The sequence below is a fragment of the Bradyrhizobium sp. Kon56 genome (genome assembly GCF_055807635.1).
Map to the genome: position 1 here is coordinate 16,371 of NZ_JBVVOU010000026.1, position 17,357 is coordinate 33,727.

Below are 17,357 nucleotides of genomic sequence, written 5' to 3' on the forward strand. Positions count from 1 at the left end.
TATGATCGTGCAGACCATCGAGATCGCTGCCGGAATGGTCCTGGTCGTCTTCGCACTACGCGATGTATTCGACACGGTGGTGGTTCCGGGCGAGAGTAGGGGCGCGCTACGCGTGGCCCGGCGGCTGCTCGCCATTATGCTTCCGGTTTGGAAGTGGGCCCGCCGCGGCAAGAGCGGGGTTTCCACCAGCTTTGCGCCGGCGATCCTCATGGGCTCCTTCCTGATCTGGATGGTCCTTCTGTGGCTGGGCTTCGGCCTGATCGCGCATGCGCTGGGCGATTGGTTCGCGCCGCCAGCTGATTTCCTGGAGGCACTGTTCATCGTCGGAAGCGCGTTGTGCACGGTGGGGTTGAGCGGCATCGAGGCCCACGGTCCGGCCCGCTGGGCCCTGGTCTTAGCCGGCCTTTCGGGCCTTTCGGTCCTAACGATGGCCGTCACATACCTGCTCCAGGTGCAAGAAGGCATTTCCCGCCGCGATGCTGGAATTCTCAAACTTACGACGGCTGCGGGTCAGCCGCCCTCGGCTCTCGGACTGCTGGAGCGTTACGCCGACCTCGACTCTCCGGAGGAGATCAGGCGCGTGCTTTACAGGGGACGGGACTGGTGCGCTACCGTCCTGCAGAGCCATGCTTCCCATCCATCGCTGATCTACTTCCGATCGGTCGGCGTGGGCTCGGGCTGGCCTGCAACGCTCGGAGCCATGATGGACCTCGCACTGATGTTCGAACTGCTGATCGAGGACCGCGAGAGCCGAGCGCTGGCGATCCTGCTCCGAAGCGAAGGATTGCGCCTGATCGACGATCTGAATGGACTGATCGGCCTTGAGGCCAAATCTGACGATACCACTGCTGCGGCAGTTCCCCGGGTGTGCGCCCGCTTGACGGCGGCTGGCTACAAGGTGCGTTCGTCGGTGGACGCAGCGGAGTTCGCTGAGCAGCGGCGAAAGCACGCTGGCCGGGTGCGTGCCGCTGCTGAGCATCTTGGCACCACGGCAGCGCCCCTGATCCCTTGATCATCGACAGCGGCATCGGACCGTGGGTTGTTGGTGCGCTTCAGTCGGGCGGGCATTCAGGGCAGGTATCGCCGATCGAATCCAGCACTCCGCGGACCTCGGCGACAGCCTGGTCCGGAGACAAGCCGTCCGGAGGCTCCTGCCTCGCGATGTCCAACGCGCGCTCCCGCGCGTGCGGATCGGCGCAATCCTTCGCCCAGCCGTGCTCCTCGCATTCGTGTATTGCGCCCGCCTCCTGCAGCACGGAGATGGCCCAGCCGCGCAGCGTTCGGGTCGCCGGCCGTCTTTCTTTGGTCATCAGCATCGAGCTTGCTCCTGCACGGACGAATCCTTTCGCCCGCCTTCTCGTTCCGGGCGGTTAGCACGCAGCAGGGATTCGCAATCGGCAGGGCTGAGGTTTGTCCCCGTGTTCCGTGGCGCTGTGCACAAACGCCAATTTCCGGCGCCGGCATGAGGCGCGCCCAGTGCTTCTGGAAGATTGCTATCCCGACCGGGCGAGGTGTATTTCCACTCGCGGGTACCTCTGAATGGCAGGAGGGCTGCATGGGTAACTGGCTCGTTGTTCCCAAGGGGACAAGCTTGGCGAGGCGGACCCGGGCGCGCCGTGCTGCGCAGTACGTTCGAATGTCGAGGGAGCTCCAGCGCTACTCGATCGCGAACCAGATGGCGGCCATTGCCGCCTATGCCGAGACTAACGCGCTCACGATTGTGCGCACCTATCGCGACGAAGGCCGCAGCGGGCTCCGGATAAAGGGGCGTCCTGGTCTCATCGAACTGATCGAAGATGTTCAGTCCGGCCGAGCCGACTTCGACCACATTCTCGTTTACGACGTCAGTCGCTGGGGCCGGTTCCAGGATGTCGACGAGAGTGCCTACTACGAGTTCCTGTGCAAGCGGAGCGGCGTTCAGGTCGAATACTGCGCGGAGATATTCAAGAACGACGGCACCTTTGTTTCCGGGATCGCAAAAAGCCTGAAGCGCGGGATGGCCGCCGAGTGGAGCCGGGAGCTCTCCGTCAAGGTGCACGCCGGACACTGCCGGGTCGCGAGTCTTGGGTACCGCGTTGGCGCTCCCGTCGGCTACGGCCTCCGACGCTTGATGGTCGACGAAGGCGAGCATCCGAAGGCTCTTCTGTTAAAGGGGCAATTCAAGGCTCTGCAGTCGGATCGCGTTCGCCTGCAGCACGGCTCGGCCGAAGAGGCCGCCGTCATCCGGGAAATCTTCGATCAGTTCGTCAACTGCCGAAAATCCTACAGCGAGATCAGTCGCCAACTGAATGACGCCGGCATCGCCAATCACAACGGTCGGCCCTGGACCGACGGCATGATACCCACCATTCTCGGGAACGAGAACTACATCGGCAAGACCGTCTACAATCGCACCTCAAGACGCTTGGGCCAGAAGCTGGTCAAGAATCCGGATAACGCTTGGGTTCGGGGTGCTGCGGCGATCGAGCCTATCGTGGACCAAGGCATCTTCGCTCGCGCCCAGACGCTGCTGGCCGATCGACGCGTGGAGATTCCGGAAGAAGAGATGCTGCTGCGCCTTCGTCTCACGCTCCGCCGGCGCGGTAAACTCAACTCGCACATCATCAATACGACGCTGGGTCTCAATCACGTCTCCTCGTACGTGAAGCACTTCGGTTCGCTGCGGAAGGCCTATGCGCTGATCGGATATGTGTCCCCGCGCGACTGCGACTGGATTGATACCCGGGATTTTTGGGCCGCCGAACAATCGAGGCATGCCACCGAACTCGCGGAGGACCTGCGAACGGAATTTGACATCAAGGCTGCTGTTGTTCCGGACGGCATAGGGCTTGACGTCGGAGGCTCACGCGTAGTTTCGTTTCTCGTCGCGCGACGACTGGCGCATCGTGGAAAGGACCACGTGGCGCAATGGAAAGCCTACCGTAGGCAGATCTCATCGGGCCTACTTGCCGTGATGCGGTTGGATGCGGCGAATCGGGAGATCGAGGATTACGTGCTGTTGCCTGCCCCGTTGAGGTCAGGACGCTACGTCTGGCTCTCATCTGATTCCCTTCATCGGGGCGCGCTTTATTAGGAAAAGGAGGCATTGTTCGGTGCCATCAAGACAACGCTGGCAAAAACCAACCGTGCCGCCCCAACCAGCTCAGCACCGTCGAAAAAGCGATCGAAATCAGGCCGGCCCAAAGCCAAGGGCTTCGGCGGGCGGCGCTCACGGTGCGGAGATACAAAATCGCTCCGATGAGCGTGCCGTAGTTCCTTCGGAAGTCACCATTCAATTTCGCAATCTTGGACAATTCCGAGGACGTCTCGACGTCATTTGCCATCGGGCTGGCTCTTTCGTCTTGGCAGGACCAGCGCCTTATGAACCACTGTTTTGCCCGACGGCGCAAGTGATATTTCGTGTTATCAGAAATAACATGATCGCAGTGGAACTTGGCCGGAAGCTTTAGAATTCTCCGATGCGACCGCAGTCCAGGCACCTGCTTGGTCATGAGTTGCTACGCTGCTTCGCAGTACCCCTCTTCGCTCCGCTTCTTGTTGATGAGATTCAACAACTGCGCCGAGGCCCGCGCATCGCATAAGGCTCGATGATGATTATCGAGCGAGATGCCATATATCTCGCAAAGCTTCCCAAGTCCGTAGGACTTGTGTCCCGGATACCGCCGCCGCATTCCGGCGCACGTACAGAGCTTCGGGAATTTGAAGCGCCGCGCGATCCTATCGAATTCGTAGACCATGAAACCGTAGTCGAAGCTGACGTTATGGGCGACGAAAATGCCGTCCCCCATGAACTCCATGAATCGGTCCGCTACCTCCGCGAACAAAGGTGCGTCCCGAACCATTTCGTTCGTGATGCCGGTCAGCTGAACGATCTTTGCGGGAATGGAACGCTGAGGATTGACAAGAGAATGCCACTCGTCGACGACACAATGATTGCGAACCTTCACCGCGCCGATCTCGGTGATGCGGTCGCCATTCGACCAGGAACCGGTCGTCTCGATATCGACCACCACGTAGTCCTGCTCGGGGTCGAAGCGATAATCCACCCGACCGATCTCGGCGATGATGCCAGCGGCGCCGAGCTGGCGGAGGCGGGTCAGCTGGTTGCGGCGGATCACGTCCCCCTCGGCTTTGACCTCCATGAAGGACGCTTTGCCGTCCTGCACCAGCATTAGGTCGGGGAAACCGTCCCGCATGCCGCGAAAGTCGTCGCACATGCTGCGGACGATGCTGGCTATGGCGGTCGGATCGAATCCTTCGAGCAGCGCGCGGAGCGCCTCCACTTGCACATGATCCCAGCTGAAGATCCCATTCGGGCGGCCCCATTTTGCTGCGACGGTGCGGAGGATCAACGGAAGAGAATCTCCGGACGCTACGGCGGCCAGCTTCTCGTCGATCGGCACGGCGAAGAGCCGACGGAAGCTTCGGTCCTTCAGGCAAGGGGGTAGCCAGTCGAACCCGCTGGGCATTCGGGTGCTCTCGAAGAGTTCGTCCCAAAAGAGAAGGCCGAACAAGGTGTGCCACAGCACATTCTCGGTGAAGAAAACCTTGGTGCCTTCGCGGCGCAGAACGCCAGCGACGCCCGCTTCTGGATTGCCGCGATGGGTGTCGTCGACGGTGATCATGCGGCCGGACCGCAGCAGTTCCGTGTAGAGGCCTGTTCGCCGTCCCCCGAACTTGCGGGCGTAGAAGTCGGTGGCGAAAAGATGCTCCCCGTCGCTGGCGGGATCATCGATCATCCGCTGCAGCAGGTCTTCGGCGCCGGTGCGATCCCCGGTATTGTAAAGCAGCCGGACCAGGCGCTCGTTGCACTCCGGCGAGCACCCCGCGCGATAGAGCTGCCGCGCAAGATCGCTCTCTCCCGCCTTCTCGAAGAAAAGGCCGGTTTGATGAGCCGCTCGGCTGCGGAGGTCCTTGCCGTACTGTGTCCCGCAGGCAGGCCCGGACAGCACGTCGATGGCGGCCCGCCTGTGGACAGGCTCCGATCCGTTCTCAAGGCTGTCAAGAATCTGGCTGTAGTGGAACGAGGCAAGCGCCTCCTCGGCATCGGTGAAGCGTGCGCTGAACGCGGTCTCGCGATTGGTGCGGAGGATACCCAGGTCCCGCAGCGCGAAATTCTTGAGGTTCACCTCGGTCTTGCCGAAGTAGAGATAGAGCAGGAACTCGATCGGCCGCGTGCCGTCGAGAGCGACGAATTTCCGGGCGCCGCAGTGCTGCGCGGCCGTCGAAAACGGGATCTGTTCGAGATAATAGTCGATGAACTTGGCTTTGGCCCACGACTTGCGGACGTCTTTACGTCCAGCCGCCTGTGCACCGGTGAAGAGGACATCTTTGGGAAGACAAGCGACGAGCCCTGCGTAGTCGATTTCACCGATCGCCCGGGCATGACCGACCATCATCAGATCCGACGTCGCCTGCTCGATATCGTCGATCTCGGGGTAGTCGAACAGGGACCGATTGAATATCGCACCACGCTGTCGCGCGCCGTGGAAAACTGCCCCCTCTGCGTCACGAGGAATTGCCCCTCCTCGAATAGCTGAGGAGAGAGTGAATGAAGCGGGAACGAATCACTGAAGGCTCGCCGTGGAATGATCCACGGGGGCAGGTGATGAAGACGCCGGATGACGTGGCGGAGATGATGCGCCTGAGGGCGTGCGGATGGGGTGTGAAGCGGATTGCGCGGCAGCTGGGCTGCAGCCATCACACTGTGAAAGACTACGTTGCGGCGGGCGGTGTGAAGCCGTTCAAGTCGCCTGAGCGGAAGAAGCAGCTCGACGGCCTTGAGGGCTGGCTGTGCGAGAGGCTCATTCGGCATCGCGGCAATGCCGATGTGGTGCGCCAAGACCTGTTGGCCGAGAAAGGCGTGGCAGTCAGCCGGCGGACGCTGCAACGCGCCGTGCAGCCCTATCGCCAGGCGCTGAAGGCGGAGGCGCTGGCGACGACGCGGTTTGAGACGCCACCGGGTCGGCAGCTGCAGATCGACTTCGGGGAGCGCCTGGTCGAGATCGGAGGGGCGAAAGTCAAGGCATTCGTGTTCGTGGCGACGCTCGGGCACTCGCGACGGCTCCATGTGCGTGCGTTCCGGGCCGAGAGGCAGGAGCATTGGTTCGCCGGGCTCGAGAGCACATTCACGACCTTCAGCGGTGTGCCGGAGGAAGTGCTGATGGACAATCCACGCGCGCTTGTCGTGCGCCACGACGCGGTGAGCCGGTCGGTTCAGTTCAACGACAAGCTTATAGCCTTCGCAAAGCATTGGGGCTTCCGTCCTCGCGCCTGCGCGCCATATCGGGCGCGCACGAAGGGCAAGACGGAGAACGGCGTCGGCTACGTGAAGAAGAATGCGATCGCCGGTCATTCCTTCTCAAGTTGGGAAGCATTCGAGGCGCATCTCGACAGATGGGAGCGTGAGGTTGCGAACGTTCGTATCCACGGCACGACCGGCGAGGCGCCGATCATCCGCTTCGCGCGTGAGGAGATACATCGGTTGAAGCCGCTCGGGGGGCAGCCGTCGTTCGGATCGTTGCGTGAACTGACCCGCGTCGTCGGCAATGATTGCGCCGTCGAAATCGACACGAACAGCTACTCGGTGCCCTGGCGCCTTATTGGCGAGCGCGTGGCGGTAACGATCGCGGCCGGCGAAGTCCGGATCCGCCATGGATTGCACCAGGTAGCAGTGCACAAGCAGTCCGAGGGACGCCGGCTGCGGATCGTCGACGCCGCCCATCTCGATGGTGTCGCTGGGCGCAATGGCGCGGTCCGCCAGGAGATCGCGGCAGTGCTGGATCCGTCTCCACCGCCGTCGTTGTTACGCTCTCTTGCCGAATACGAAGCGGTGGTCGGAGGAGGCTTCTGATGGCGTGGGGAAAGAAGATAATGGAAGAAACGATCGATCCGCTCGATGCCATGCTGGCGCGATTGCAGCTCTCCTGCATCCGCGATCAGCTCGACAGCCTGCTCGACGAGGCGGCGCGCGCGAACCTGTCGGCGCGTGAGACGCTGATCCTGCTGTGCGAGCGCGAGATCGCACGCAAGGATCATCGCCGCATCGAGATGGCGCTGAAGCTCGCACACTTCCCAGCCGTCAAGGAACTGGCGGGCTTCGACTTCGAGGCGCAGCCGTCGATCGATCCCAAACAGATCCGTGACCTTGCCGCGTCACGTTGGATCGCCAACGGAGAGAACGTGCTGTTGCTCGGGCCACCCGGAGTCGGCAAGACGCACTTGTCGATCTCGCTGGGGCGAGAGGCGATCCTGGCCGGGTACACGGTGCAGTTCACCACGGCGACGACGCTGGTCGCAGGCCTTGCCAAGGCCCATGGCGAACGGCGTCTGGACGAGAAACTGCTCGCGCTATCGAAGCCAAAGCTGCTGATCGTCGACGAGCTCGGCTACCTGCCGCTGGAACCTGACGCGGCACATCTGTTCTTCCAACTGGTCAGCCGGCGCTACGAAACTGGCGCCATGCTGATCACCTCGAACCGCAGTGTTGCCGAATGGGGCACCGTGTTCGCTGATCCCGTGGTCGCCACCGCGATCCTCGACCGGCTCTTGCACCACAGCCACGTGCTGACGATCCGCGGCGACAGCTACCGGCTCCGAGCCAAGCGCAAGAGCGGCCTCATCAAGACGCCGACCGCCGGTGACGGCCCTCCGGTCGGCTCCGCCTCCCTCCGGCCCGTCACCGGCGGAAACAACCTTCAACCGAAATCATAATCCCGATGGTGGGGGGCAGTTCTTCATGACGCAAAGGGGGCAGTTCCGGATGGCGTTTGACAACCACGCCGGTTGATCATGCGGATCAACAGGCATCGGGCATCTCTCGAAAGGCCCTCGAAGCGCGCGATGAAAGCGTGATGATCCGGGCCAAAAACGGGTTCGTACGTTCGCTGCACGAACCCGAGCATTTCGGCGAAATGGTCGAAATAATAGTAGACGGGCAGTTGCGGCAGTTTAGTCAAGCGGACCTTCGCGGCGGGAATCGTTTGTTCTATTTTTGTTCAAATGACATGCACGGAGTCAAGCGCTCGAGGGGCTGTCGAACCCCTTCCACGTTCGCGCGCTGCGCCCTTACGGCCGCCCTAAGCCAGCCACCTAGAGGGCGGGTGTTAGGAAGGTGCGCTATCTTCCATGACGCCGCGGGCAATGATCCGCAGCGCCCCGTCCGGAAGCGGCCGCTGCAGTTTCAGCGCCTCTTAGACGGGCGCGGCGATCCAGGTTTCGACCTCGACTGGCGTCGTGAGGATCACGGCATCGCCTTCAGGTGGATTGCAGAAGATTTCGTTCAACCACCTCAACCGGCAGTGGAGGAGCGACTTTGTGCACTCAGCGTCGGCTTACCGGGCAGGGGACGATCGGTTGGCGTGATCGGCGTTGTGACCCTAAGCGAACTCGGGCGCTTCAAGCTGCTCCCCGAGCAAGGTTTGGATCAATGAGCGAAGTCGGCAGTTGGCATCTGCGCCGCCCTTGGCCGGAGATCGAGATGCCCCTTACTCCCGATCCATCCGGTGATTTCGCTGAGGCACCGCCGGAAGCTGTTCTATTCGCGATGTTCAGTGGTGCTGACCGAATCGGTTGCAGGGTCGAATGGACTGCATTGCGCGAACGTGCCGTCGCCGACGGGGCCGATCCGAATGACATCGCCGGCACGTTCAAAAGGCACCGGTGGACAATCGAACAGATCGCCAGCGACCAGTACGACGGCGGCAAGGAAGTCCCGGTCGTTCGGACCGAGCAGCTTGTGCCGGCCGGCTGGACTGGGCGCTGAGCCGAGCACGCCATTGTCGGACTTTCCCGCTTGACCTTTGACACCGCCATGCGATTTTTGTGGCAGAGAAGCCGGGGCGGCGATGAAGCTGTTGACCGAATACTTGGAGCGCGCAGTCAGCCTTGAGAAATTGGCGGCGGGCGAGCAGGATTCGACCTTCAAAACCCAGCTGTTGAACCAGGCGGCGGCTTATCGAAAGCTGGCGGCAAAGCGTGCCATAGAATACGGACTGCCGCCACCTAGTCTGCCAGAAGAGCCACCGCATCCTTGAAGTCCACAGGGGATAGGTCGAGCCGTCCCAAGGAGACACCAAATGCCTTACTACACAGCAGACCAACCCCGCTGGGAGCGCAACGGCAAGGTGCTCGCCGACATTTTCTGCGCGCTCTTGCTTGCAGTCTTCTCCGTCGTCTTCTTCGGTTGGCTCGGCGGACTGGTCGCCTTCGCTGTCGTCGAAGCTTGCCTGCTCGCAATCGATTGGGTGGTCCCCAGCAAAGACGATGCGGCAGGCGTTGTTCGTTGAAGTTGCTGACCGACTACGTCGAGCGTGCACTGCTCAGTGAGGCGGCCTTAATCGTCCCACGTCAGCTTCTGGCAATCCGTACATTTGAAAACACGGATCGTTTTGCCGGAGGGCCTGTGGAGAAAGCTGTCCACCCGCAACAATGGCCCGCCGCAGTGCTGGCAGTCCTCGAACTGCCTTGGGTTGGGGGGTAACTTTGAACCAAGGCGCATCATTCACAATTCGTCAGCATCCACGGATAGCTAACGACGATGATCGCGGAAAAGCGTTCTTATAAGGGGGTACGCCGAGCTTTTAAGTTGCGCTCGTCCAGCTCAGCGACCGTTACGACTTGCTCGGCCGTCCGGGCCAGCTCTTCGTAGTTTTCCGCAACCTTGAGCAGCGTCTCTCTCGTTTCAGGATGCTGGCAGTTGTCCGCCTTGGTGCGGAACTCCTCGGCACGCATACGCCAGTACTTCGGAGAGCGCATTCGCTCGATGCCCATGGCCTACCCACATTGGACTGTTCCAACTTAACGCAGGTTAAGTCCTGTGGTTCCGGCTGTAGCAATGGGCTCTCGGGACAGGCGGAGCCCCGGCCTACGGGGGGACGACAGGCCGGGGCTACCAAGGTCCTCGCGCCGGTTTTGGCGGCCCCGGCGCGAGCAGGCTCAATCGTGGGTGCGCCGGTTCGTTCCTTGGAGCGATCATTCCACCGCTCGCAGGCCTCGCGCCGTCGGCTCGTAGCGCTGGCCGTGCTGTTCGAGCCAGCCGCCGTCGACCATCTTCCGCGCCAGCGCCATCGAACATACGGGCTGACTCCCGCGTGGGTGAATTGCCGGACGACCTGACGCCGTTCGGCGAGTCCATTCCCGTCGACAGGATCAATGTTGCACTCTATCCGCCGGCCGCCTCGGCGCGGCGCAGCCTGCTTGCGCGCGAGTTCGTTGGTTATCTCGGCAATCTGATCGGGCGCGAGAAGGTCCATGAACTGCGAGTCTGGGATGAAGCCGGCGCCGTCCGGCCAGAAATGCAGCGGATGCCGGCCACAATCCCGCTTGCCGAGATCGAAGCGGCGGTCGCCGGGCTCGGCGGTCACTATCCGGGTGGCGAAGTCCGGCGCTTTCATGCGGGGCTGAATTTCCTACCGCACAAGCATTTCGTCATCCTCTCCGGCCTGTCAGGGACAGGAAAGACGCAGCTCGCCCTAAAGTATGCCCGCGCGGTTCACGGGCTGGACCTTCACACGCAGGACCCGTTTCTTGTCGTCTGCCCGGTCCGCCCGGAGTGGACCGATCCCACAGGACTGACCGGTTACTACGATGTGCTGTCGAACCGTTATATGGTCCCGCCCTTTCTTGAAGCGGTGCTGCTCGCAACCGCACACCGGCGGTCGCCGGTCTTTGTGGTGCTGGATGAAATGAATCTGGCGCGGGTCGAATATTACTTCTCGGATGTTCTGTCCGGCATTGAGACCGGGGAAGCGCTTCAACTTCATGCCCACGGCGTCCCACTGGAAGGCTCCAACGGGACGAGCGTGCCTGCGGCCCTTCCGCTGCCGCCGAATCTGTACGTTGTCGGAACCATCAACATTGATGAGACGACCAATCCGGTCAGCGACAAGGTTCTGGACCGCGCCGTCGTCATCGATATGTCGGTGATTGATCTGCCCGGTTTCCTTGCCAGTCTCGAAGCGCGCGAACCGGGATTGAAGGATGCGCGCGCCGCCTGCGAAAGTCACCTGGTCGCGGTACAGGGGATCATGGTCGCGCATGGGCTTGGCTTCGGCTACCGGGTGGCGGAAGAGGCCGTGCGGTATCACGCCTTCAGCGCCGCGCATCTTGCGGTCGGCGCGGCCGGCGTCACCGATGATTTGATGGTGCAGAAGGTGCTGGTGAAGCTGCGCGGCGGGGAGCGGCAGCGCCCGCTGCTGACCGGACTTGGAAAAGCACTGGACGGCTTGCCTCGCTCGCAAACTTTCATTGCGAAGCTCACCGCCGATCTCGATGAGTTCGGCTCCTTTCAAGCCAGCCGGTGAGGATCGCTGATGCCGGCTCTGCTCATGCGCTGCGAGAGAACCGGCGCGGCATGGCGGGTTTGGCCGGACCCCGAAACGGTTGTGCCCGGTTCGGTGCAGGAAACGGGCAGTTATCTGTTCGAGCTTCGCGACAGCTCCGACGCGGCAACCGCCGACCTGCTGATTGACGACATTCCTCTCGAAGCACTTCGCGCACGGGGGCCGGACACTGCGCGCTGGCGCTGGTCACCCGGTTTTCATGCCGGTTTGATCGAGGCGGAACTGCGGCTGCCCGGCCATGCGCCGCGCCGTTTCGAGGTCATAACCGACCCGGACCGGCGCAAGCTCACGCGCGATGATTTCGACGCGATGGTGCGGGAAATTCTCGACGATACCTTTGCCTTGTTCTCTCTCAGTAGTTTCCGCAGGGCCGTCGCTCGCGGTAGTGGCGGTCGTCCGCCGGCTATCGCCCGGCTGGAGTTCCTGCGCTCGCGGATCGAGAAACTGGAAGCCGCGGTCGCTGCTATTGCGCGCCACCCTCGCCGGACGCTGACAGCGGATGAAACGGTACTCGCGTATCACCGTGCTAATCGCGCCACCGGGCCCGAAGTGCTGCGGTCGTTCCGCTCGGGGCGGATCGCCCATGAGTCCGCCAAACCCTCACGTCTGCCCGTAGCTCTAAAGGGCGTCTTGCCGGAGCGTATTCGCGTCCGCCGGCGCCTCAGCTCGCTTGATCTCCCCGAACATCGTCAGATGGGCGCGTGCCTAAGAAGCTGGTCGGCGTGGCTGGAAGCTGCCGCGCAACAGCTCGAGCGCAGCCGACCCGAAAATGACACCGAACGTCGGCAGGGTGGTGCGGCATGGGCCTTACGTTGCCGGCGCCTTTCCCGCCGTGTGGGTCAACTGGTGAAGGAAGCGCCCTTTGCTGAGGCCGGTGAGGCCCGGCCGCGGCTGATACTCTCGGCGCTTTTTCGCAACGACCCGGCTTACCGCACTTTCTACCGGCTTTGGCAGGACATGAATTTGGGCATTGCCGCCGTGTTCGGCGATTTCCTCAACCTGCCGCTCGCGCGCACCTTCGAGCTTTATGAGCTGTGGTGTTTTCTGCGCTTAGTGCGCGCGGCGGCGGAAGTGTACGGGCCGGCCGGGCTGGATATCCGCGATCTCTTTATCGGCGATGCCGCCGGCGGTGTGACACTGGCCGCCGGTGCCGTCACCGTGCCTGTAGGCTCGGGCTGGAAGCTCTGCTTTCAAAAACAGTACCGGGAATTCTGGATCGAACCCGACCGGCGCGGTTCCTACAGCCGCATTATGGCACCTGATGTCGTCGTTGCGCATGAAGCCGCCGCAATCGGTGAGGCCGGACGGCTTATCATTCTTGATGCGAAGTACCGTATCGACGACGGGCTGAATGACGCTCTCAGCTCGATCCATACCTATCGTGATGCCCTCGTGCGAGAAGTTGAGTCAGGAGCGGTCGAAGGCATTGTCACCGCCGCCTATCTGCTGACGCCGCACCTGCCGGCGCTTGCGGCCGGATACAGACAGACGCCTATGCCGGGGCGGTTGTTTCATCCAGATTACCGGGCCGGCTTCAGGTTCGGCGCGGTGACACTGCGCCCCGGCGTTACTGCAGCAGAGATTGCGGCGGCGCTCCGGCAGATCGTCACCGACGCAACGGGATCGTCCTGAGATGGATGTGCTGACCCCGGATCAACGCCGGCGTAACATGAGCTGCATTCGCGGCAAGAATACCAAGCCGGAAATGCTCCTCAGGCGCAGTATTCACGCCGCCGGACTTCGCTTCCGTTTGCACGTCCGCGACCTGCCGGGATGCCCGGACATTGTGTTTCCCCGTTTTCGGGCAGTGTTGTTCGTTCATGGGTGCTTCTGGCACGGTCACGATTGTCCGCTGTTCAAGCTGCCCGCGACACGGCGTCAGTTTTGGGCAGAGAAGATAAGCGCAAACAAGAGCAGAGACATCCGCGCAGTCAAAGCCCTTGTCGAACAAGGATGGCGGGTTTTGACGGTCTGGGAATGTTCTCTGAAGGGGCGAGGCCGATTGCAATTATCCGAGGTCATGTCCCAGATCACCGGGTTCGTTCGCGGTGGAGAGCGGATGCATGTGATTGAAGGATTTCAACCTCGGGATCCAGGCTCAGATTGCCGTCGGCCAATACTCGGCCGCTTTGCCTAGCGTGCGGTTGGTCGATATCCCGAGGCGCTCTCAAAGACGGGTCGACACGACAGCAGACGACCCCATTCTCGTCGGCGGAAACGGGGCTCTCAGCGGCGTTTGGTCCTGTCATGCGGGACCGGCTCCAGGGTCACTCTGGATCGCCTCGCGTGAGCCTCCCACGGACATCGAACTTTCCTTAGCCTCCCATAACTCCCGAGAGGAGAATAATCGGTTGTCAGGCGGACTGCCTACCGGCGGAGGAGCACCGCTCTTTGACCGGCATGCCCGCCCTCGCCTGGATCGAGAGCGTCGCGTGCATGCCCGGGCCTCCGTGAGCAGCATCACCGGTGGATGACGTAGGGACGGTAGTTCTTATCTTCCTTGGTACTACTTGCCGAATCGGACTGCGTCCCGCCTTGTTTAGCCAATTTCCGATTGCGGATCGTGGGATGCCGACGCAGAAGGTCGTGGAGCAGGCTTTATCGATACTTGCCGCGGGGAAGATGGAGCCGTTCGTCCGGCACATCCGCTTCCCGCGCTACAAGAATCTCGCGACCGATTTCCGCATTGACTTTACCTTTCCCATCACGGCTCTCGTTGGTCCGAACGGCACCAACAAGAGCTCCATTTTGGTTGCGCTGCAGGGAGCACCGCGAGACCGAAGTCCGAGCCAATATTGGTTCTCGACCAAGATGGACCCGATCGAGGAGACTGGAGATGTTCCGAACTCGCTGATTTACGGTTACAGGCAGACCGACGGCATCGTCGTTGAGGTTATCAAAACGAGGATTACGGACGCGGAAGATCCGGATCTCTGGGAGACCTCCCGACCGATCCGTCGGTTCGGCATGGCGCCGATCGAGCAGGTGGAAGGAGAAAAGCGCAAGACTAGGCAAGATCCCATCCGAAAGTCGGTGGTCTATCTGGATTTCCGCCAATCCCTAAGCGCCTACGACAAAGTGTTCTACCATAGCGAGCCGCGACAAGGTTCCTCACTAAACCAACGCAAGGCCTTGATCCGCTCGCGCTCGGCGGCTCTTCTAGCCGCCATCATGACAAAAGCGAAGTCCTACACGTTTGCAAGAGTGGATCGCATCAAGGAAAAAACCAACGACGAACTTGGCGGGGCCGAGCTCACCGCTATCTCGCGAATCTTAGGTCGGAAGTACACCTCCATTCACTGGATCCGACATTTCTTTTTTGGCGTCGATGGTTTCACGTGTGTTCTGCATACAGACGCCTTGAACTACTCGGAGGCGTTCGCAGGAAGCGGGGAGTTCGCCGTCGTGCGAATGGTGGTGGACGTTCTTGGAGCGCCCGAGCGATCTCTTATTCTGCTCGACGAACCGGAAGTGTCGCTTCATCCGGGTGCCCAGGAAAAGCTAATGGAGTTCCTATTCGAGCAGGTTAAAGCCAAGAAGCACCAGATCGTGATGGCGACTCATTCGCCGGCGCTGATACGCCCGCTGCCGTCCGATGCAATCAAGATCATGTCCCAAAATCCAACGACCGGACGGATCGAGATACTTTCGCAGTCCGCTTCTCCGGCCGAGGCTTTCTTCCACATTGGAGAACCTCTGCCCGGTAAGAAGACGATCCTGGTCGAGGATGGCCTCGCCCGCGACATCATCTTGCGGGTAATCCGCTCAAAAGGAAACGAGGCGTTTCAGCAGCAGTTCGACGTTAAGCACGGAACCGGCGGCAGCAAGACGTTGTGGGCGCACGTGTTGCCTACGTACGCCAGCGACCAACGGAAGGACATACTCGTCTTCTTCGACGGCGACGAGCGTCCCGCGACACCTCTCCCTGATCCAGATACGTTCGGTCCAGGCCAAGAACAGGAGCTCGCCGAGAGACTTCAATCCGTCACGGAAGTGGGGATCAACTTCAACGTCGACGGGGGCGACGCCGGGGCGAACCTAGCTCAGGAGAACGCGGCTCGTCGTAATTTCGTGAAGTGGTCCAGGAAGAACGTGAACTACCTTCCGACAAACGAGTATCCCGAAGAATTCCTTTGGAAACGAATGGTTGGCGACGCGAAATCCGATTCCATTCGTTCGATTCCGGACTACAAGAGACGCTTCGATCTCCTCGCTCGCGTCGAGCTCGGGCGCTCCGCCTCCGAGACCGTCTCTTCCGCTGAGATCTTGCAGACACAGCAGAGACGCGTCGCGGACTTGGGCATGAACTTGCCTGAGATGCAGGAGCTGGCCGCTGCGATCGAGGAGTTCGCGGCCCGATGACATCCGACTCGTTCAAGGTCTTCGATTTTTTCTCCGGTTGCGGCGGCACATCGCAGGGGCTGGCCGACGCGGGCATGGAGATCGTGTTCGGGCTCGACTTCGACAAGGACTCCGCGAATACGTTCATGCGTAACATTCGGCCGTCAATGTTCATCGAGAACGACATCCGCGGTCTCTCCGTGGAATGTCTCAAGCCGCTTTTCGATAGCCTGACTGGGCCCATTGTCTTCAGCGGTTGCGCGCCATGCCAGCCTTTCTCGAAGCAGAACCGCTCCTCACGCGCGGTCGATCCAAGACGCAATCTCCTCGCCGAATTCACGCGCTTCGTTGATCGGTGGGAGCCGGACTACGTAGTTATCGAAAACGTGCCCGGCCTTCAACGCATTCGCGCGACCAACGGACCGCTTCAACGCTTTAAGCGCTCACTCACCCGGGCGGGATATTCCCACGTCGTTGGCGTCCTGCCTGCGCTTCGGTTCGGGGTTCCTCAATTGCGCGAGCGACTGATCCTAATAGCGTCCAAACGGGGCGTTCCGGCGTTGCCAGCACCGACTCACGGGGACGGGCTTCTTCCGCTCGTCAGCGTCGGAGATGCCATCGCCGACCTGCCGCGGCTGCGTGCTGGACAGGTCGATCCAGACGACCCTGATCACCACGCGGCTTGTCTTTCGGAAACGAACTTGGCGCGGATCCGGGCGACGCCGGCCGGCCGCGGGCGGGAGAGCTGGCCCAAGAAACTTCGGTTGGATTGCCATCGCGGTCACCGTGGACACTCCGACGTGTACGGCAGACTCTCTTGGGATCGCCCCGCCGCCAGCCTCACGACCCGGTGCATCAGTCTTTCGAACGGTAGGTTTGGCCATCCCGAACAGCACCGCGCGATCTCCGCACGCGAGGCCGCGTGTCTTCAGACGTTCCCCAAAAGTTATCGTTTCTTCGGCAGCCTTGAGTCCCGCGCGCGGCAGATCGGCAACGCCGTTCCGCCGAAGATGGCGGAAGCAATTGGACGCGCGATCATAGCGCACGCAGGCGGACCCTAGCGGCCTTTCAACCATAAAATGAAAGCAGCTCTAGACGCGTTTTTCCAAAGTGAGAGACCGCCGGTGAGGAACTGCGACCTTCGTCGCATTCGTGGATAGCGCCCGGTTGCTGCAGCACGTGCATGGCCGCGCAGATGCGGATCGCCTTTGGTCTTTCCTTCGTCACCAGCCCGAGAGTAGCTCCCTGCCTAGACGAATCCTTGCGACCGCCGGTTTGTTCCTGCCGGTTTGGGGGCAGGGATCCGAAATACGGAGGCTTCGGTTTGTGCACCTGTTCCGCGGGCAGTGCAGAACTCTTGGCCACAGGTGCGGGGTCTTCCTTGACGCACGGGGCGACGATCTAGCGCCCGTCCCGCAACAGCCGCTGCAGCTTCAACGCCTCGTCGGGCGGCGCCGTCATCAGGTCTCGACCTCGTCGGGCGTAGTCAGGATCACCGGCATTGCCTTGGGATGGACCGGGCCGACCTCGGCGTTCGGCTCCGTCGTAAGGAACGCGTAGAGATCGTTGGTAGTCTCACTTCCTTCACCTTTCTGAAAGGACGTCCAGTTGGTCCAAATCCCGGCGAAGCAGGCGGCGCCCCGGCCCTGAGCACTCACCCTTAGCTCCCATTCC

18 protein-coding genes and 2 pseudogenes are annotated in these 17,357 nt (G+C 61.5%); 13 read left to right on the plus strand and 7 right to left on the minus strand.

Annotated features, from left to right (window positions below; translation table 11 throughout):
* Position 1 precedes the first annotated feature (1 nt).
* A complete protein-coding gene (locus AC0L3B_RS30205; RefSeq protein ID WP_473381528.1) occupies positions 2-1,012 on the plus strand; it encodes an ion channel in 1,011 nt (336 codons plus the stop codon).
* Between the two features lie 40 nt (positions 1,013-1,052).
* On the opposite strand, the gene AC0L3B_RS30210 is transcribed toward AC0L3B_RS30205, so the two are convergent.
* Positions 1,053-1,316: a hypothetical protein gene (locus AC0L3B_RS30210; protein ID WP_473381529.1), complete on the minus strand. Its 264-nt coding sequence runs from the start codon at positions 1,314-1,316 to the stop codon at positions 1,053-1,055.
* A gap of 239 nt (positions 1,317-1,555) precedes the next feature.
* Here AC0L3B_RS30210 and AC0L3B_RS30215 point away from each other — a divergent pair, with 239 nt between their 5' ends.
* Positions 1,556-3,073: a recombinase family protein gene (locus tag AC0L3B_RS30215; protein WP_473381530.1), complete on the plus strand. Its 1,518-nt coding sequence runs from the start codon at positions 1,556-1,558 to the stop codon at positions 3,071-3,073.
* Positions 3,074-3,098: 25 nt separating this feature from the next.
* Here the strand turns inward: AC0L3B_RS30215 and AC0L3B_RS30220 are convergent, their stop codons facing one another.
* Complete coding sequence (locus tag AC0L3B_RS30220) at positions 3,099-3,491, minus strand: hypothetical protein (RefSeq protein WP_473381531.1); 393 nt, start codon at positions 3,489-3,491, stop codon at positions 3,099-3,101.
* 6 nt (positions 3,492-3,497) lie between these two features.
* On the minus strand, positions 3,498-5,399 hold the full coding sequence (locus AC0L3B_RS30225; protein ID WP_473381532.1) for an exonuclease domain-containing protein: 1,902 nt from the start codon (positions 5,397-5,399) through the stop codon (positions 3,498-3,500).
* A gap of 152 nt (positions 5,400-5,551) precedes the next feature.
* Between AC0L3B_RS30225 and istA the strand changes: the two genes are divergently transcribed.
* Positions 5,552-6,853, plus strand: coding sequence for an IS21 family transposase (gene istA, locus AC0L3B_RS30230; protein ID WP_473381533.1), 1,302 nt, complete (start codon positions 5,552-5,554; stop codon positions 6,851-6,853).
* A 20-nt stretch (positions 6,854-6,873) separates the two neighbouring features.
* Positions 6,874-7,713, plus strand: coding sequence for an IS21-like element helper ATPase IstB (gene istB, locus AC0L3B_RS30235; RefSeq protein WP_247337631.1), 840 nt, complete (start codon positions 6,874-6,876; stop codon positions 7,711-7,713).
* A gap of 23 nt (positions 7,714-7,736) precedes the next feature.
* On the opposite strand, the gene AC0L3B_RS30240 is transcribed toward istB, so the two are convergent.
* Both AC0L3B_RS30240 and AC0L3B_RS30245 read right to left on the minus strand, forming a co-directional pair.
* A complete protein-coding gene (locus tag AC0L3B_RS30240; RefSeq protein WP_473381568.1) occupies positions 7,737-7,904 on the minus strand; it encodes a hypothetical protein in 168 nt (55 codons plus the stop codon).
* A gap of 201 nt (positions 7,905-8,105) precedes the next feature.
* Positions 8,106-8,269: pseudogene (locus tag AC0L3B_RS30245) on the minus strand (SOS response-associated peptidase); the annotation flags it as partial.
* A 159-nt stretch (positions 8,270-8,428) separates the two neighbouring features.
* Between AC0L3B_RS30245 and AC0L3B_RS30250 the strand changes: the two are divergent.
* From AC0L3B_RS30250 to AC0L3B_RS30265, 4 genes are all read left to right on the plus strand, one after another.
* On the plus strand, positions 8,429-8,764 hold the full coding sequence (locus tag AC0L3B_RS30250; RefSeq protein WP_473381534.1) for a DUF1488 family protein: 336 nt from the start codon (positions 8,429-8,431) through the stop codon (positions 8,762-8,764).
* 82 nt (positions 8,765-8,846) lie between these two features.
* The gene (locus AC0L3B_RS30255) at positions 8,847-9,035 is read left to right on the plus strand and encodes a hypothetical protein (RefSeq protein WP_473381535.1); all 189 of its coding nucleotides are present in this window, start codon (positions 8,847-8,849) and stop codon (positions 9,033-9,035) included.
* Positions 9,036-9,077: 42 nt separating this feature from the next.
* Positions 9,078-9,287 (plus strand): hypothetical protein, encoded by a 210-nt coding sequence (locus AC0L3B_RS30260; protein WP_473381536.1) that lies wholly within the window; start codon positions 9,078-9,080, stop codon positions 9,285-9,287.
* Positions 9,284-9,481 (plus strand): hypothetical protein, encoded by a 198-nt coding sequence (locus AC0L3B_RS30265; RefSeq protein WP_473381537.1) that lies wholly within the window; start codon positions 9,284-9,286, stop codon positions 9,479-9,481. The genes AC0L3B_RS30260 and AC0L3B_RS30265 overlap by 4 nt, the downstream gene beginning before the upstream one ends.
* A 77-nt stretch (positions 9,482-9,558) precedes the next feature.
* On the opposite strand, the gene AC0L3B_RS30270 is transcribed toward AC0L3B_RS30265, so the two are convergent.
* On the minus strand, positions 9,559-9,771 hold the full coding sequence (locus AC0L3B_RS30270) for a hypothetical protein (RefSeq protein ID WP_473381538.1): 213 nt from the start codon (positions 9,769-9,771) through the stop codon (positions 9,559-9,561).
* Positions 9,772-10,091: 320 nt separating this feature from the next.
* Between AC0L3B_RS30270 and AC0L3B_RS30275 the strand changes: the two genes are divergently transcribed.
* The 5 genes from AC0L3B_RS30275 (at position 10,092) to AC0L3B_RS30295 (ending at position 16,744) form a co-directional block, all read left to right on the plus strand.
* The gene (locus AC0L3B_RS30275; protein ID WP_473381539.1) at positions 10,092-11,303 is read left to right on the plus strand and encodes an McrB family protein; all 1,212 of its coding nucleotides are present in this window, start codon (positions 10,092-10,094) and stop codon (positions 11,301-11,303) included.
* Between the two features lie 9 nt (positions 11,304-11,312).
* Complete coding sequence (locus AC0L3B_RS30280; protein WP_473381540.1) at positions 11,313-12,974, plus strand: DUF2357 domain-containing protein; 1,662 nt, start codon at positions 11,313-11,315, stop codon at positions 12,972-12,974.
* 1 nt (position 12,975) lies between these two features.
* The gene (locus tag AC0L3B_RS30285; protein WP_473381541.1) at positions 12,976-13,479 is read left to right on the plus strand and encodes a very short patch repair endonuclease; all 504 of its coding nucleotides are present in this window, start codon (positions 12,976-12,978) and stop codon (positions 13,477-13,479) included.
* 431 nt (positions 13,480-13,910) lie between these two features.
* Positions 13,911-15,704: an ATP-dependent nuclease gene (locus AC0L3B_RS30290; protein ID WP_473381542.1), complete on the plus strand. Its 1,794-nt coding sequence runs from the start codon at positions 13,911-13,913 to the stop codon at positions 15,702-15,704.
* The gene (locus tag AC0L3B_RS30295) at positions 15,701-16,744 is read left to right on the plus strand and encodes a DNA cytosine methyltransferase (RefSeq protein WP_473381543.1); all 1,044 of its coding nucleotides are present in this window, start codon (positions 15,701-15,703) and stop codon (positions 16,742-16,744) included. Before AC0L3B_RS30290 ends, AC0L3B_RS30295 begins: the two co-directional genes overlap by 4 nt.
* A 340-nt stretch (positions 16,745-17,084) precedes the next feature.
* Here AC0L3B_RS30295 and AC0L3B_RS30300 read toward each other — a convergent pair.
* Positions 17,085-17,326, minus strand: a pseudogene (locus AC0L3B_RS30300) (SOS response-associated peptidase family protein); the annotation flags it as partial.
* Positions 17,327-17,357: the final 31 nt, after the last annotated feature.

Coding starts and splice junctions, on each gene's coding strand:
- AC0L3B_RS30205 (WP_473381528.1), top strand. CDS start 2: ATGATCGTGCAGACCATCGAGATCGCTGCCGGAATGGTCCTGGTCGTC.
- AC0L3B_RS30210 (WP_473381529.1), bottom strand. CDS start 1,316: ATGCTGATGACCAAAGAAAGACGGCCGGCGACCCGAACGCTGCGCGGC.
- AC0L3B_RS30215 (WP_473381530.1), top strand. CDS start 1,556: ATGGGTAACTGGCTCGTTGTTCCCAAGGGGACAAGCTTGGCGAGGCGG.
- AC0L3B_RS30220 (WP_473381531.1), bottom strand. CDS start 3,491: ATGACCAAGCAGGTGCCTGGACTGCGGTCGCATCGGAGAATTCTAAAG.
- AC0L3B_RS30225 (WP_473381532.1), bottom strand. CDS start 5,399: ATGATGGTCGGTCATGCCCGGGCGATCGGTGAAATCGACTACGCAGGG.
- istA (WP_473381533.1), top strand. CDS start 5,552: ATGAAGCGGGAACGAATCACTGAAGGCTCGCCGTGGAATGATCCACGG.
- istB (WP_247337631.1), top strand. CDS start 6,874: ATGGAAGAAACGATCGATCCGCTCGATGCCATGCTGGCGCGATTGCAG.
- AC0L3B_RS30240 (WP_473381568.1), bottom strand. CDS start 7,904: ATGCTCGGGTTCGTGCAGCGAACGTACGAACCCGTTTTTGGCCCGGAT.
- AC0L3B_RS30250 (WP_473381534.1), top strand. CDS start 8,429: ATGAGCGAAGTCGGCAGTTGGCATCTGCGCCGCCCTTGGCCGGAGATC.
- AC0L3B_RS30255 (WP_473381535.1), top strand. CDS start 8,847: ATGAAGCTGTTGACCGAATACTTGGAGCGCGCAGTCAGCCTTGAGAAA.
- AC0L3B_RS30260 (WP_473381536.1), top strand. CDS start 9,078: ATGCCTTACTACACAGCAGACCAACCCCGCTGGGAGCGCAACGGCAAG.
- AC0L3B_RS30270 (WP_473381538.1), bottom strand. CDS start 9,771: ATGGGCATCGAGCGAATGCGCTCTCCGAAGTACTGGCGTATGCGTGCC.
- AC0L3B_RS30280 (WP_473381540.1), top strand. CDS start 11,313: ATGCCGGCTCTGCTCATGCGCTGCGAGAGAACCGGCGCGGCATGGCGG.
- AC0L3B_RS30285 (WP_473381541.1), top strand. CDS start 12,976: ATGGATGTGCTGACCCCGGATCAACGCCGGCGTAACATGAGCTGCATT.
- AC0L3B_RS30290 (WP_473381542.1), top strand. CDS start 13,911: ATGCCGACGCAGAAGGTCGTGGAGCAGGCTTTATCGATACTTGCCGCG.
- AC0L3B_RS30295 (WP_473381543.1), top strand. CDS start 15,701: ATGACATCCGACTCGTTCAAGGTCTTCGATTTTTTCTCCGGTTGCGGC.